Origin of the sequence: Microbulbifer elongatus, assembly GCF_020524885.1 — a bacterium.
Classification (GTDB): domain Bacteria; phylum Pseudomonadota; class Gammaproteobacteria; order Pseudomonadales; family Cellvibrionaceae; genus Microbulbifer; species Microbulbifer elongatus_A.
The window spans coordinates 1,157,243-1,172,054 of sequence record NZ_JAIVKJ010000001.1; the positions used below are offsets into that span (position 1 = coordinate 1,157,243).

The 14,812-nt window shown below is 57.2% G+C and carries 11 protein-coding genes; all 11 read left to right on the top strand.

The window, feature by feature from the left end; genetic code table 11:
* Nucleotides 1-308: 308 nt before the first annotated feature.
* The 11 genes from LC059_RS04930 (at nt 309) to LC059_RS04980 (ending at nt 14,767) form a co-directional block, all read left to right on the top strand.
* The gene (locus LC059_RS04930) at nt 309-1,742 is read left to right on the top strand and encodes a sulfatase (RefSeq protein ID WP_226702696.1); all 1,434 of its coding nucleotides are present in this window, start codon (nt 309-311) and stop codon (nt 1,740-1,742) included.
* 14 nt (nt 1,743-1,756) lie between these two features.
* Nucleotides 1,757-2,920, top strand: coding sequence for a mandelate racemase/muconate lactonizing enzyme family protein (locus LC059_RS04935; protein WP_226702697.1), 1,164 nt, complete (start codon nt 1,757-1,759; stop codon nt 2,918-2,920).
* A 3-nt stretch (nt 2,921-2,923) separates the two neighbouring features.
* Entirely contained in the window at nt 2,924-3,943 is a 1,020-nt protein-coding gene (locus LC059_RS04940) for an SMP-30/gluconolactonase/LRE family protein (protein ID WP_226702698.1), read from the top strand.
* Between the two features lie 88 nt (nt 3,944-4,031).
* Nucleotides 4,032-5,651 carry a sugar porter family MFS transporter gene (locus LC059_RS18045; RefSeq protein WP_226703185.1) on the top strand — a complete coding sequence of 540 codons (1,620 nt, stop codon included), beginning with the start codon at nt 4,032-4,034 and terminating at the stop codon, nt 5,649-5,651.
* Nucleotides 5,652-5,687: 36 nt separating this feature from the next.
* On the top strand, nt 5,688-6,467 hold the full coding sequence (locus LC059_RS04950) for an SDR family NAD(P)-dependent oxidoreductase (RefSeq protein ID WP_078086107.1): 780 nt from the start codon (nt 5,688-5,690) through the stop codon (nt 6,465-6,467).
* 332 nt (nt 6,468-6,799) lie between these two features.
* Nucleotides 6,800-8,230 carry an NAD-dependent succinate-semialdehyde dehydrogenase gene (locus tag LC059_RS04955; RefSeq protein WP_226702699.1) on the top strand — a complete coding sequence of 477 codons (1,431 nt, stop codon included), beginning with the start codon at nt 6,800-6,802 and terminating at the stop codon, nt 8,228-8,230.
* 51 nt (nt 8,231-8,281) lie between these two features.
* Complete coding sequence (locus LC059_RS04960; protein WP_226702700.1) at nt 8,282-9,445, top strand: mandelate racemase/muconate lactonizing enzyme family protein; 1,164 nt, start codon at nt 8,282-8,284, stop codon at nt 9,443-9,445.
* 110 nt (nt 9,446-9,555) lie between these two features.
* Entirely contained in the window at nt 9,556-10,575 is a 1,020-nt protein-coding gene (locus LC059_RS04965; RefSeq protein WP_226702701.1) for a 2-dehydro-3-deoxygalactonokinase, read from the top strand.
* Between the two features lie 24 nt (nt 10,576-10,599).
* Nucleotides 10,600-11,232, top strand: a complete 633-nt coding sequence (locus LC059_RS04970; protein ID WP_226702702.1) for a 2-dehydro-3-deoxy-6-phosphogalactonate aldolase — start codon at nt 10,600-10,602, stop codon at nt 11,230-11,232.
* Nucleotides 11,233-11,294: 62 nt separating this feature from the next.
* Complete coding sequence (locus tag LC059_RS04975; RefSeq protein WP_226702703.1) at nt 11,295-12,266, top strand: DUF4862 family protein; 972 nt, start codon at nt 11,295-11,297, stop codon at nt 12,264-12,266.
* 65 nt (nt 12,267-12,331) lie between these two features.
* The gene (locus LC059_RS04980; RefSeq protein ID WP_226702704.1) at nt 12,332-14,767 is read left to right on the top strand and encodes an alpha-amylase family protein; all 2,436 of its coding nucleotides are present in this window, start codon (nt 12,332-12,334) and stop codon (nt 14,765-14,767) included.
* Nucleotides 14,768-14,812 lie beyond the last annotated feature (45 nt).

Below are 14,812 nucleotides of genomic sequence, written 5' to 3' on the forward strand. Positions count from 1 at the left end.
GCGAGCATGTTTACCCTATATTAAACGTATTGCATTAACAAACATCATATGTTTGAATGCTCATTATTGCTATGAATTGACCAATAAATGTGCAAAATGTCGTGTCATTGCATTCAGTCGTCCCATTCGGGTGTCCCCGGGGAGTGTACCGACAGTTTGGTTACCAGTAGCAGCACCTTCACCGGTATCTTCTAATCTCACAGGTTGGATGACTTGAAAGATGCCCCTGCAATGCTTCCGGCTGGCACGACCCGCTTGCCGATAGGTTCAGGGGCTTTTCGATTAAGCGTTGAGTTATAAAGAAAATAATGAAAACAAAGATTCTGTTTTTCGTGCTGGCTGTGATCTCAGTGAGCGCCTGTGCCAAAAGTGATTCTGCCAGTGGAGCGTCTGAGCGTCCGCCGAATATCGTCCTGCTGTTTGCCGACGATGCCGGCTTTAACGACTTCGGCTTTCAGGGCAGCGAGGTCATGCAGACCCCAAATCTGGACAAGATTGCGGGTGAGGGCGTGCGGTTTACCCAGGGGTATGTTTCCGATGCTACCTGCGGTCCTTCCCGCGCTGGCCTGATGACGGGCAAGTACCAGCAGCGCTTTGGCTATGAAGAAATCAATGTGCCCGGCTACATGAGTGAGAACTCTGCGCTCACCGGTGCGGACATGGGGCTGCCGCTGGATCAAAAAACCATGGCGGACTACCTGAAGGACCTTGGTTACAAGACTGCGGTCTACGGCAAATGGCACCTGGGTGACGCCGACCGTTTCCATCCCCTGAACCGTGGCTTTGACGAGTTCTACGGCTTCCGCGGTGGCGACCGCAGTTACTTCAAGTACGACGGCGAGAACCCCTTGGGTAATGTGGCTTCCGCCTATGACAAAAAATTGGAACGCGGCCTGGGGCAGTACGAGGAGCACGAAGGCTACCTGACCGATGTGCTGGCCGATGAGGCCGCGCAGTTTATCGATCAGAACCAGGATCAGCCGTTCTTTATTTACCTTGCGTTCAATGCAGTACACACGCCCATGGAAGCGCTGGAAGAAGATATGCAGCGTTTCCCGCAGTTGAGCGGCAAGCGCCGCGAGCTGGCCGCCATGACCCTGGCCATGGACCGTGCAACCGGGCGGGTCATGGACAAGTTGGAGGCGCTGGGACTGTCGGACAATACCATCGTGGTTTTCTCCAATGACAACGGCGGTCCCACCGACAAGAACGCTTCCAGCAACTACCCGCTGGCGGGAACCAAGTCCAACCACCTCGAAGGCGGCCTGCGCGTGCCTTTCCTGTTGCGCTGGCCGGCCAAGGTGCCAGCGGGAGTGGATTACGATTTCCCGGTTTCCACACTCGACCTGCTGCCTACCTTCTATGAGGCAGCTGGCGGCAATGAATACGCGTCCAAGATCGACGGGGTAAACCTGCTGCCCTATCTGACCGGGGAAAACACCGATCGTCCGCACCAAAAGATGTACTGGAAAAAGGAAACCCGTGCGGTTATTCGCGACGGCGACTGGAAACTGATTCGCCACGCAGACCGCCCGGCTGAACTTTACGATTTGTCTCAGGATATCGGCGAGCAGAACAACCTGGCGGGCAAAGAGCCTGAGCGGGTAGAGCAGATGTTCAAAGACCTGTTTGCCTGGGAGCTGACACTGGAACGCCCGCGCTGGCTGCTGAAGCGCAAATTCGAAAAATACGATGTGGATCGCATGGACCAGTATCGCATCCCACAGAAACCTGACGCCTGATACGGGGAATACCGATGAAAATTGAAGCTATTGAGACGCTGTTCGGTGCCGTAGGCAATCGCAACCAGCTGCTGGTCAAAGTGGTCACCGAGTGCGGCATCGTCGGCTGGGGTGAGTCTGGCTTGTCCGGTCGCGAGCGCGCGGTGATCGGGGCCATGGACCACTTCCGCCCGTTCCTGCTGGGCAAGGATCCGCGTCAAATAGGGCGCATCTGGCAGGAAGTGTACCGCGGTCATTACTTTGAAGGCGGTCGCGTGTTTACCGCGGCCATGTCCGCACTGGATATTGCGCTGCACGATGTCGTCGGCAAGGCGCTGGGGGTGCCGGTATACCAGCTTCTCGGCGGCAAGCAGCGCGAGCGTATTCCCACCTTTGCCTGCTGCTATACCGAGGCCGACCCGGATCGCCTGGATGAGTTGGTAAAAGAGGTGCAGGCGCTGGTGGATCTTGGCTGGGCCACCATCCGTGTGATTCCCGCCGGATTTGATCACCCGGAAGTGTTTGAGCCTCGCGACTCCATCGCGCGCACCGCGCGCTGCCTCACCGAGCTGCGCAAGATCATTGGCCCGGATATCACCCTGGGTATCGACTACCACCACCGCCTCGGTGTGGCCGAGGCAGCTTCGTTCTGCCAGCGCCTGGCACCGGGCACCCTGGATTTTATCGAGGAACCGATTCGCAACGAGTCCCCGGATGCCTACGCCACCCTGCGCGGCATGACCGAGGTGCCGTTTGCCATTGGTGAGGAATTCAGCTCCAAGTGGGCGGCGGCGCCGTACCTGGAGCGCGGGCTGACCCAGTACCTGCGTGTGGATGTGTGCAATATCGGTGGTTTTACCGAGGCGATGAAAGCGGCATCCCTGGCGGAAACCCACTATGTGGATGTAATGCCGCACAATCCGCTGGGACCTGTGTGCACTGCCGCCTCCAACCATTTTGCCGCGGTGCTGCCGAACTTCAGCCTGATGGAAACCCACCAGGGGCCTTTCTGCAAATTCGGTTTCCACGACTCGGCACTGTTCCCGGTCCAGCACAAGCTGGATGGGTGCGACTTTGTAGTGCCGGAAGTCCCCGGGCTTGGCGTAGAGGTGAATGAAGATGCCTTCCGTCAATCCGCACCGGTACCCGTCGAGCCGCCGCACCTGAGGAAGCCGGATGGCTCCGTGACCAACTGGTAAGCCGTGGGTAACTCAATAATTCAGGTGAACCGCCGGCAGTGGCTGCTGGGCACCCTGGCGATCGGCCTCGGTGTTCCCCGCGCTTCTGCCCAGCACAGTGAACATAACCATATGACAGCTAGTACCGAATCCAATCCGGCAGACGTTTCTGCGGAAGTCTTTGATGATCGAATCTGTGCATTGGGGGAGGGCCCTCTGTGGCACCCGCAGCGCAAGACCCTGTATTGGGTCGATCTGCTGAACAATCGTGTTCTGGCCCGGGGCAAATCCGGTGTCGATGAATGGGATCTCGGCGAGATGCCTTCTGCGCTGGCGTGGATCGATACCGAGCGCATGCTGGTGGCCTGTGAAAGCGGCCTGAATATCCTGTCCCTGGAGACCGGTGAAAAGACCTTGCTGTGTACGCTCGAGCCGGAAATCCCGGGCAACCGCAGTAACGACGGTCGCGCCGACCCCTGGGGTGGCTTCTGGATTGGCACCATGGGCAAAAATGGTGAGCCGGGGCAGGGCAACCTGTATCGCTGGTACCGGGGTGAGCTGCGCAAGCTGGATACCGGACTGACCGTGCCCAATGGTCTTTGTTTTGATCGCGAGCGCCGCCTGGCGTACTACGCCGACTCCGCCGCAAACACCGTGTACAAGCTGGCGCTGGATGCACAGACCGGGTGGCCGGAATCAGAGCGGGAGGTGCACCTGGACCTGGCAGAGGAGCAGCTGATCCCGGACGGCGCGGTAGCCGATGCCGCAGGCAATATGTGGACTTCCCTGTGGGACGCGGCCCGCACCCAGTGTTACAGCCCGCAAGGGGAGGTGCTGGGCGCGTTGAGGGCACCGGTGATCCGCACTACCTGCCCGGCGTTTGGCGGCGAAGACTTTACCGATATGTATGTGACCACTGCCGCGGTGGGCCTGGAAGATGCAACCGATGCCCCCGTCGCCAACGGCGTGACACTGGTGTACCGCAATGCGGTGCAGGGACAGCCAGAACCCGCGGTGATACTGGATGGTGCTGTGGCCGGCTGACACGGGTTGAGCAAAAGGAATGCGTTGCCACCCTAAACATCATATGTTTAAATAAGTCCTATAGGTCGCTGGGGGTCTCCTACCGGCGATCAGCGATGAAGAATTCAACAAGGTACCAACAATGAATAACAATAGTGCCGCCAGTAATGTCACCAAGTTTGCACTGATCGCCGCCTTCGGCGGTTTTGTGTTCGGACTGGATGCTGCAAATATTTCCGGCGCCGTGCGCTTCGTCAGCTCCCAGTTTGAGCTGAGCAGCATGCAGGTGGGCACCCTGGTGGGTTGTGCCATCGTCGGTGTGATTATTGCGCTGTTTTTCACTGGTACCCTGTGTGAGCGTTTTGGCCGCAAGAAAGTACTGCTTGCCATTGCAGGTACTTACTCTCTCTCCACACTTATTTCGGCCTTCGCCGTGGACTACAACATGTTGGTCCTCGGCCGTTTTATTGGTGGTGTCGCCTTCGCCTCGATCACGGTTTCGGCCATGTATATCGGTGAAGTGGCGCCGGCGGACAAGCGCGGCAAGTTTGTCTCGGTGAATCAGTTGCTGATTACCCTGGGCAGCCTGCTGGCGTTTATCGTCAATTATTTCCTCGTCAAATCCATGGCGGATATCAGCTGGATTCACAACGAAAACGTGTGGCGGCTGATGCTGGGTTTCGAGCTGGTGCCGAATATCATCTGGTTCTCCCTGCTGCTGACTATTCCCGAATCTCCACGCTGGCTGGTAACCCGGGGCCGCGAACAGGAAGCGCGTGAAGTATTTGCCCGTGTTGCGCCTGAGTCCCAGGTGAGCAGCCTGGTCAACGAAGTGCGTGGCAGTATTGATGAAGAGCGCAGTAACAACACTCTGGATCAGCTTAAAACCCTGTTCAGCAAGCCCATGCGCCTCGTGGTGCTCATCGCAGTTTGCTATGCGGTAGTGCAGGGCGCGACCGGCATGAACGCAGTGCTTTTCTACGCGCCGACTGTGTTTGAGCAGGTGGGCATGAGCGTGGAAGACAGCTTTATGCAGACCATTGTGCTCGGTCTGGTTGCGGTGGTGTTTACCCTGGTGGCGATCACTACGGTTGAAAAGCTTGGCCGCCGTGTGCTGACGCTTGCGGGCCTTGCGCTGATTGTGGTTGCCCATGCATCTACTTGGTACGGCTTTGAGTCTGCCCGCTATACCCTGGATGAAAATGCGATCGCGACCCTGGAGGCGCAGCAGGTCGATGCAACGCCGCTGGCTCCCTATATCGGCAAGACTTACGAGAACGATGTTGAGCTGAAGAACGATATCGCCGCAGTTTACTCGAAGAAGGATGTGCCGCTGGTGAGCGGGCCCATCATCAATTCCACCATTGAAATCAGTGCGGGCTTTGTGCTCTTCGGGATTTTCGCTTTCCTTGCCGCATTCAATATGTCTATCGGGCCGGTGATGTGGGTGATTTTCTCTGAGATTTTCTCCAACCGGGTGCGCAGTGTGGCACTGCCATTTGCCGCGCTGGTGCAGAGTATTTCCAGCTATCTGATCCAGCAGTTCTTCCCATGGCAGCTGGAGCACCTCGGAGCGGCCAATACTTTCCTGAATTACGGTGTGATTGCGTTTATCGGTATGCTGGTCATGCTGATGATCCTGCCGGAGACGAAAAATAAGTCTATCGAGCAGATCGAAAAAGACCTGGTTCGTCCCGATACAGCTGCAAAGCCGGAACTGGCGACCTGAGTCACCAGTGTGGCGGATGTATAGAGAGCGGTAGTTATGAGTGCACGTCTGCAAGGTAAGGTCGCCATTGTCACCGGTGCATCGGATGGCATTGGCAGTGCCATCGCCCGTCTGTTTGCTGCCGAAGGCGCAAAAGTTTGTGTGGCGGATATTGATGTTGAGCGCGGCCTGGCATTGGTTGAAGAGCTGAGGGCCGCAGGGCAGCAGGCTATTTTTGCCAATACCGATATTGCCGATGAGGCGTCGGTCAACGCCATGGTGGAGGCCACCCGCGAGCAGCTGGGAAGCCCGGACATTCTGGTAAACAACGCCGCCCTGACTCCGATGGGCAAAAGTGTGTTGGATGTGTCGCGGGAGCAGTGGCAGAAGAACTTTGCCGTGAACGTGGATGGAATGTGGCACTGCTGTCGAGCGGTGCTGCCGATGATGCAAGCGGCCGGCGGTGGCAGCATTATTAATATCGGTTCTGTGCACTCTTTCAAAATCGTGCCGGACAGTTTTCCCTATGCGGTGACCAAGCATGCGGTAGTGGGACTGACGCGGACCCTGGCGGTGGAATTTGGCCCCGACAATATCCGTGTGAATGCATTGTGTCCGGGGATGGTCGAAACTCCCAACGCATTCAAGGCCTGGGAGCAAACCGAAGATCCCGAGGCGATACGTAAGGCCATCGGCGATGTGCATCCGTTGCGCCGCAACGCCAGCACAGAAGAAATCGCCTATCCGGCACTGTTTCTGGCAAGTAGTGAATCAAGTTTCATGACTGGGCACAGTCTTGTTGTGGACGGAGGGCGCTCGGTGCTCTACCACGATTGAGTGTGGTTTCTCATCTCGCCACACTCCCACTTTGGTTATGCGTGTTGCGCACAAAGTGTTGTCTTGCCGGCGTCCTCACGGGCGCCGGCTTTTTTATTTCTGGCCGCTGCATATGCTCCCGCTATTTGCTGCTGCTCTCCTTCTGTTCTCTTTCGTCTGTCTTGTTGCCGATCCGCCGGGCCAAATGGCTGTGAATCTTCACAAACGTATTGTTAGTGTAAACATCATATGTTTAAATTGTTCGTAACTGGAACGAATCAATAAGCTTGAGGTAGGTGGTTGCGGGCTTCTTTCGCGCAGTCGCCACCTGGGCTAGCAACAGGGGACTCACTATGGCAATGGCCAAGCGCATGTACATCGGGGGCGCGCTGCAAGGCGACTCTTACCTGGACGTCGTCAATCCGGCGACTGAAGAAGTTGTCGCCAGCGTCGCCGAGGCGAGCATTGCAGACGCCCACAGCGCACTGGAAGCCGCACAAGCTGCATTTCCTTCCTGGTCTACCACCAGCGTCGCCGAGCGCGTCAGCTGGATGCACAAACTGCGTGATGCGGTCCTTGCCAATGAAACTCACCTGCGCGAGTGCATCCACCTGGAAATGGCCAAGCCCTGGGCGGCCACCAAAGACGATTACCAGATGCTCGTGCACAGCCTCGAGTTCTACGCAGAAGAAATTACCCGACTGCACGCAGAGTCCCTGGTGGATCGGGAAGGCACCCACGTGCATACCCTGTCGCGTCAGCCTGTAGGCGTGGCTGCCGCCTTCCTGGCCTGGAACTTCCCGCTGTTGAATCTGGCTTACAAGCTTGGGCCTGCACTGGCCGCTGGCTGCCCGATTGTGATCAAGCCTTCTTCCAAGACACCACTTTCCGCTTACGCGGTTGGCGAACTCTGCGCTGAGATCGGCCTGCCGGCGGGTGTGGTGAATATCATCGCCGGTGTGGATCACGAGATTGGCGATGCCATTTCGGCCTCCACCATTCCCGCGCTGCTGACTTTAATCGGTTCCACGCAAACCGGTATGCATGTGATGCGCACCGGTGCCACTTCCATCAAACGGTATTCCATGGAGCTGGGCGGTAATGCGCCGGCGCTGGTATTTGCCGATGCGGACCTTGACCAGGCCGCGGATGTTATCTGTGGCGTCAAATACGCTAACTCCGGCCAGATCTGTGTAACCCCCAACCGGGTATTTGTGGAAGCGGGTGTTGCCGATGCCTTCCGGGAAAAAGTACTGGCGCGCGCGGCAGCGGTAAAAGTGGGTTACGACCGCGATGGGGATATCGATATGGGGCCGGTCATTGACCAGGGTTCCTGGCAGCGCATTGATGGGTTGGTAAAAGATGCGGTGGAGAAGGGTGCGACCCTGCTGCACGGCGGCAATAAACCGGAAGGTCTTGCAAAGGGCGCTTATTACGCACCCACCGTGCTGGACGGCGTAAACAACACGATGCGCCTTTACGATGAGGAAGTGTTTGGCCCGGTGATCAGCTTGCTGACCTTTACCGATGAGGATGAAGTACTGGCTCAGGCCAATGACACCGATGCGGGTCTGTCCTCGTTCATCTTTACGGCGGATATTGAAAAAGCCGAGCGCTGCGCGGCCCAGCTGCAATTTGGCGAAGTACAAATCAACGGCATCAAGTACGCCATTGATCTGCCGCACTGCGGCGTGAAGCAATCCGGCATCGGCGTGGATTGCTCGCACCTGGCACTGGACGATTATCTGGCGCCGAAGCGGGTGACGCGGGCGATTAAAAAATAAAACTCGGATTGTATTGGGAATAGTTTTGGGGACAGATTTGGGAATAGCTCCATGAAAATAACAAAAATCATCAGCCACGTACTGCAATACGATCTCGAAGAAGAGTTGGGGTATTCACAGCAGTATTATTTGAAGCGCACCACCCACCTGGTGGAAGTGCAAACCGATGTGGGCATCACCGGCTGGGGTGAATGTTTCGGTGGTGGCAATGTGGCCTTTGCCAATAAGGCCATTGTGGAAAAAGTGATTCAGCCGATGATCCTGGGTATGAACCCAATGGATCGGGAAGTGATCTGGCACACCGTGTACAACCTGTTGCGCGACCACGGCCAGAAGGGCATGCCCATGCAGTCCCTGTCTGGTGTGGATATTGCCCTGTGGGATATCGCCGGTAAGGCCCTGAACCAGCCGGTGTACCAGCTGCTCGGCGGCGCCTTCCGCGAGCGTATTCCCGCATACGGCTACGGCATGATGCTGCAGCGTGTGCCCGACCTGAAAGAGCGCTTTGCCGCCGAAGCCGTCGTCATCCGCGAGAAAGGTTTCAAGGCGATGAAAATGAAAACCGGCCTGGGTCACAAGAAAGACGTAGAGCTGGTGGAAGCGGTGCGTAACGCCATCGGCGACGACGTGGGCCTGATGGTCGATGCCAACCACGCGTACACCACCCGCGAAGCCATCCCTATGGGCCGCGAGTTCGAAAAGCTGGGGGTTGACTGGTTTGAAGAGCCCGTCGCACCGGAAGACTACCGCGGCTATCGCGACCTGTGCGAAGCGTTGGACCTGAATATCTCTGGTGGTGAGTGCGAGTTCACTCGCTGGGGTCACCGGGAACTCATCCAGAACCGCTGTGTGGATATCCTGCAGCCGGAAGTTTGTGCTCTGGGTGGCATTACCGAGTACCAGAAAGTACTGGCACTGGCGACCGCCAACTTTATTCCGGTAGTGAACCACGTCTGGGGCTCCGCCGTGGCAGTGGGTACAAACCTGCACCTGTTAGCCGCACTGCCGGACCTGCCCGGCGCCGCGCACCCGGTGCAGCCAATGCTGGAATACGACACGACGCCAAACCGCTTCCGCGAAGAGCTGCTTACCGAGCCCCTGCGTATCCAGGAGCAGGTGGCGGAGAGTGGCGGCACAGTAGCCCTGCCGAAGGGCCCGGGTCTCGGTATCGAACCGGACCGCGACTTTATCAAACACTTTGAAGTTGACGCCTGACGTCAGCTGACGGTTTTAAACCGCAAGTCGCAAACTCCATATCTGAAGCCCCGGCGGTCTACCGAATGTAAGTAGTCGACCGGGGTTTTTATTATCTGACGGATAGCTCCATGACAGAACACTCAAGCGCTTCACCAGCCCTGATCGGCGTTGACTGGGGTAGCTCCAACTTCCGCGCATTCCTCATGGATCGCAACGGCGAGCTGGTGCAGGAAATCACCAGCCCCAAAGGCATGCTAACCATCGTTCAGAACGGGTTTGAACCTTTTCTGCTGGAGCAGATCGCGCCCTGGTTGGAAAGTGGCAAGCTTCCGGTGTTGATGACCGGCATGGTGGGCAGCGCCCAGGGCTGGAAAGATGCGGGCTATGTGGATTGCCCGCTGCCGCTGTCGGCGATGGGTCAGAAACTCTGCCAAATTGAAAACAGCGCTGGGCTTTCCATGGCGATTGTTCCCGGTGTGCGCGGCCGCTCCTTCAGTGGCTTCGCCGATGTGATGCGTGGGGAAGAAGTGCAGATCCTCGGCGCTGAGTTACTTCAGGCAGAAAACACAAACGCAAGTGGCGGCACGGCGGGTTTGCGCTTGATGTGCTTGCCCGGTACCCACGCCAAGTGGGCGAGGGTGGACTTGTGCTCTGTGGCGAGCGCCGAGCCCGAACAGGGCATTATGGATTTTGCCACCTGCATGACTGGTGAGCTGTTCAATGTCCTGTGTAAGCACAGCATTCTGGGTCGACTGATTCCCGTAGATACCGAAGGCAAGATAGCTAGCCCGTTCAATGACGCTGCGTTTGACCGCGGTGTCGCCATGGCGGCGGAGCATCCCAGCCTGCTGCATACCCTGTTCAGTGCGCGCAGCGCCGTTGTGGCCGGGGCCATATCAGATACCTTCCAGTTGACCGAGGGGGAAGTGCACAGCTATCTGTCCGGGGTATTGATCGGGGCGGAAATACACACGGTCACCGCAGAAATTGGCCGCCCCTCCCATGTCACCTTGGTGGGTGGCGGCAACCTCACTTCCCTGTACCAGCGCGCGCTCGAACTGCACGACATTCCGTCCGAGAGCATCGAAGGCGATCGCGCAGTGCGCCGCGGCCTCGTCGCCATTGCCGGTACCGCCGGCCTGCTGTAACCCATGCGATTTTGGAGCATAGACATGAGCAATAACCCAGTAACCCGTTATCTCGAAGCACTGCCACTGGTGGCAATACTCCGCGGTGTGCAGCCTGTCGAGGTGGTTGCAATCGCCGAGACTATCCGCGAATCCGGATTCCGTATTATCGAGGTTCCCCTTAACTCTCCTGAGCCCTACGCGAGTATTCAGGCACTGGCGGAAGTGATAGGTGACGACGTACTGGTCGGCGCCGGCACCGTACTGACGGTGGAGCAAGTGCGAGCCGTAGCCAATGCCGGTGGCAAGGTAATCATTTCCCCAAATACGAACGAAGACGTGATTCGCGAGACCAAACGCCTGGGCCTGATTTCCATGCCGGGATTCTGTACCCCCACCGAGGCGCTGGCGGCTGCGGCGGCCGGCGCCGACGCCTTGAAACTCTTCCCGGCTACCGCCCTTGGGCCGGAAGGCTTCAAGGTCGCTTCGGCAGTATTTCCGGACCTACCTGTGCTGGCGGTAGGTGGGGTGTCGCCGCAGGATATGCCGGAATACCTCGCCGCGGGTTTCTCTGGCTTTGGCCTGGGCTCGGGCCTTTACCGCGCCGGCATGACCGTAGAGCAGGTGCGCGAAAATGCCGACGCTTACGTCAACCTGTACCGCGAGAACCAGCCGTAACACGCTCGGCTCTTGCCGCTGAATATTCAACTCCTTCGAATCGATAAACGCGCATTAGAACCATGAAATATATTCTCGCCGCTTATGCGACCGCCCCCGTGACCGACACCTGGCAGCCGGAGCTCCAGGCCAGCTATCTGGATGGAATCCGGCAGTTGCACAATATCCGTGGTATCGAGCACCCGTTCACCGGGCAGTTGCATCCGCACGACGATGACTGGTTTCTCGCGCACATCGATCCAAACTGGGACTTCGTCTTCACCGGCGTGCCGGGCATCATGGCGCGCCTGAGTGAGAATGCGGCATTTGGTATTGCATCCGACGACCCAAGCGGGCGCGAAGCCGGCCTCGAGTTCTACCGTCAGATGTGTACCGCGGTGAAAAAACTCAACGCCCATCTAAATCGAAAAGCCGTTGACTTTATCCAGCTGCACACCAGCCCGAATCGCACGCGAGCGTCCGCCTCCGCAGAATCTCTGAAAGCGTCACTGCGGGAAATTCTGTCCTGGGATTGGGATGGAGCGGAGCTGGTCATCGAACATTGCGATGCCTTCTCTGAACGGATGGAGTGTGAAAAAGGCTTTCTGTCTATGGCTGATGAAATCGCTGCAATTTCAGAGGTAAACAAGGAGCTTGGCACCGACCTGGGAATCTCTATCAACTGGGGCCGTTCCGCACTGGAAGCCCGTAGTGCAGAGGGGCCGTTGGAGCACTTGCGTCAGGCACGTGCGGCCGGCCTGTTGCGTGGTTTTATGTTCTCTGGAATTTCCGATAAGGAGACCCCTTACGGCGTATGGCGCGACTCCCATATGCCACCGGCAGAAATATTCAAAGGCGGCAACTTTGAACCTGCCTCACTGCTCACCAAGGAGCAAATGGCGCTCAGCCTGGAACTCGCCAACTGGCAGCAGTTGGACTTTCTCGGCGTGAAAATCGGCCTGCGCCCCATGGATGCCAGTGTCGAGACCCGCGTGGCCTACAACCGGGACACATTGGCAGCCATTGACCTGATCACTCTCACCGCAGGGAACTGACACCGACTGCGGGCTACCCGATCATCACCTAAGAATAGATAAAAGATTGTTTGCGAGAGAATAATATGAAGAAGACCCTGCTGTGTGCTGCTATTGCCGCACTTTTACCACTCGGGCTTGGCGCTTGCTCCGAGCAGAAACCCGAAGCCGCTGCGCTGGAGAAGCCCGCCAAAGAGAATACTGCCAGCGCCAATCCGCTGGAAGCATCCGCGCTGAGTAAAATCGATGCACTCGAAGTTCAGGTAAAAGCAGCGCAAGCCAAAGGCCTGGACGTCACCCGTGAAGAAACCACTCTGTGGTTCGCCAGGGAATTCCTCAAGTTTGCCAACTGGGACGAACAGAACCGCGACGCCGTGGCCTACATGTTCGAAGCTTACGCACCTTACAAAGACAAGAAAGACCAGCTGGCTGACGAGTTGCCCGATTTCGAGCGCCGCAAAGTGATCGAAATCCTCGATGCGAGTATCGAGGAGTTGGGCAAGGTTATAAGTGGCGAGATTAAGCGTCGCCCGGTGCCCAAAATTGACTGGGAGAACATCGAAGTCGGGGACAACGTGCTGCTCAGCAATGGTAAGCCCGCCTTCCTCTACGACTACTTTTCCAAATCGGTAGGTCGGCCTCTGACTGACACCGCGGTGTATAACGACCACCTCGGTGCTATTTTCCACGGTGGGGAGAACCTCTATCCGGTGGACCACGACCGCGCCATCAACTCCTTCCTGCTGAAAGAAGACGGCACCTTTGATGATGAGTTGATGAAAGAAGTCACCGACATTGACCCGAGCAACGTCGGCTTTCTGATTTACTGGAATATGGGTATTCCCGAGTGGGTTGAAAAGAAAGAACCGGAAGTGCGCCTCGGTCGCTCCCTGTTTACCGGCTATGACATCGACAACCCGCTGGTGCGTGACGTGTGGGGAAAAATCGCCAGTCACACAGGCGAGCTGACGCGCGGCAAGAAAGTGACCCAACTGGGCTACATCCTGGCCAACGAGCCGCACTGGTACAGTGAAAAAGGCCACTGGAGCCAGAACTTCCAGGAAATGAACGCGATCAGCTCCTACACCCTGGATGCATTCCGCAACTGGCTCGACGGGAAATACCAGGGCGACGTCAAGCGTCTGAACACCAACTGGGATAGCGATTTCTCCGGCTTCGACAGTGTGCAGATCGAAATCCCCATCGACCCCGCCACCCGCGGTACCCCGATGTGGTACGACTGGTCCCGCTACAACATGGACCGCGCCATCAACTGGTTCACCTTCCTCCAGGGTGAGCTGCACAAGGGCAACCCGGATGCGGATACCAGCATCAAAATCATGCCCAACATGTACAGCGAGAATAATCGCTCTCACGGTATTGATGTCGAGGCACTGACCGATCTGACCTCCATGATCGGCAATGACGCCAAAACCCGGGAAACCCGCCATCTAGGTTACAAGCAACCGGAACCCTGGGAAGAGCATTACAGCTGGTTCTGGGAAGAAATGAGCATGAGCTACGACTTTATGGAGTCGGTCTCACCCGGGAAAATCCATGTAAACAGTGAAAGCCATTTCCTGTCCTCCTCCTGGTGGCGCGACCTCGACACCAGTGTGGATTACGTGAATAGCGTCTACTGGTTGGCAACCCTGCAGGGCATGGACGCCAATATGGCGTGGTTCTGGGCCCGCGATCCGGATGGTTCCCCGGAAGACCGTCTCGAAGGGGAAATGAATTTCTTTGACCCGGCACTGGCGGGTTCCTTTGCTGGCTCGGTCAACCAGCAGCCACATATTGCTAATGCCTATACCCAGGTGATGTACGACCTGAACAGCTTCTCGGAAGAGATTGTTGCCCTGCGTGAACAACGCCGTCCCATCCGTCTGTTCCACTCGGAAACCTCCGCCATCAACAAGCCGCGTCATATGAGCGAGCAGTGGAAAGCCTACGAAAGCCTGTTCTTCGATGGATTCCCGGTGGGTTTCGCCACCGAAAATATCATCAACAAGCAGGATCACAGCCAGTGGGATGTGATTGCCGTGTATAGCACCCAGTATGTTACCGCATCGGAGCTGGCGGCACTGCAGGACTACCTGAACAAGGGTGGAACCGTTGTGGTGGATACCGCGCAAAGCCTGAGCATGGACGAATACGGCAAACCGCACAAAAAAAAGTTGTCTCAGGGCAAAGGCAAGCTGATTGTTTTGAACAAAGAGGGCGACGTGGCGGCCCTGCGCGAAGCGGCTCTGGAAGCCGCGGCGCCTAGCCTGCCGGCAGTCAATCTCGTCGAAGACAATGGTACCGCACACAAAGGCACTACCTGGCGTGCCGTACAGCAGGATGACGGCGCCTACCTGGTCAGTATTCTCAATATCGGCAAGCACACTGCCAAGCTGGATCTGAGCCTGAAGGGCGCGGACGCGGTGGCCATTGCCGATCTGTTTACCGAGAAGCGTGTGGAGAGCCAGTTTGAGCTTGATCCAAAGGGTGTCATGTTGCTGAGAGTAAAGACTCTATAAATTTTCCTGTTTTGTGGCCGCTCCCCGCGGCCTTTTTTTTGCCGA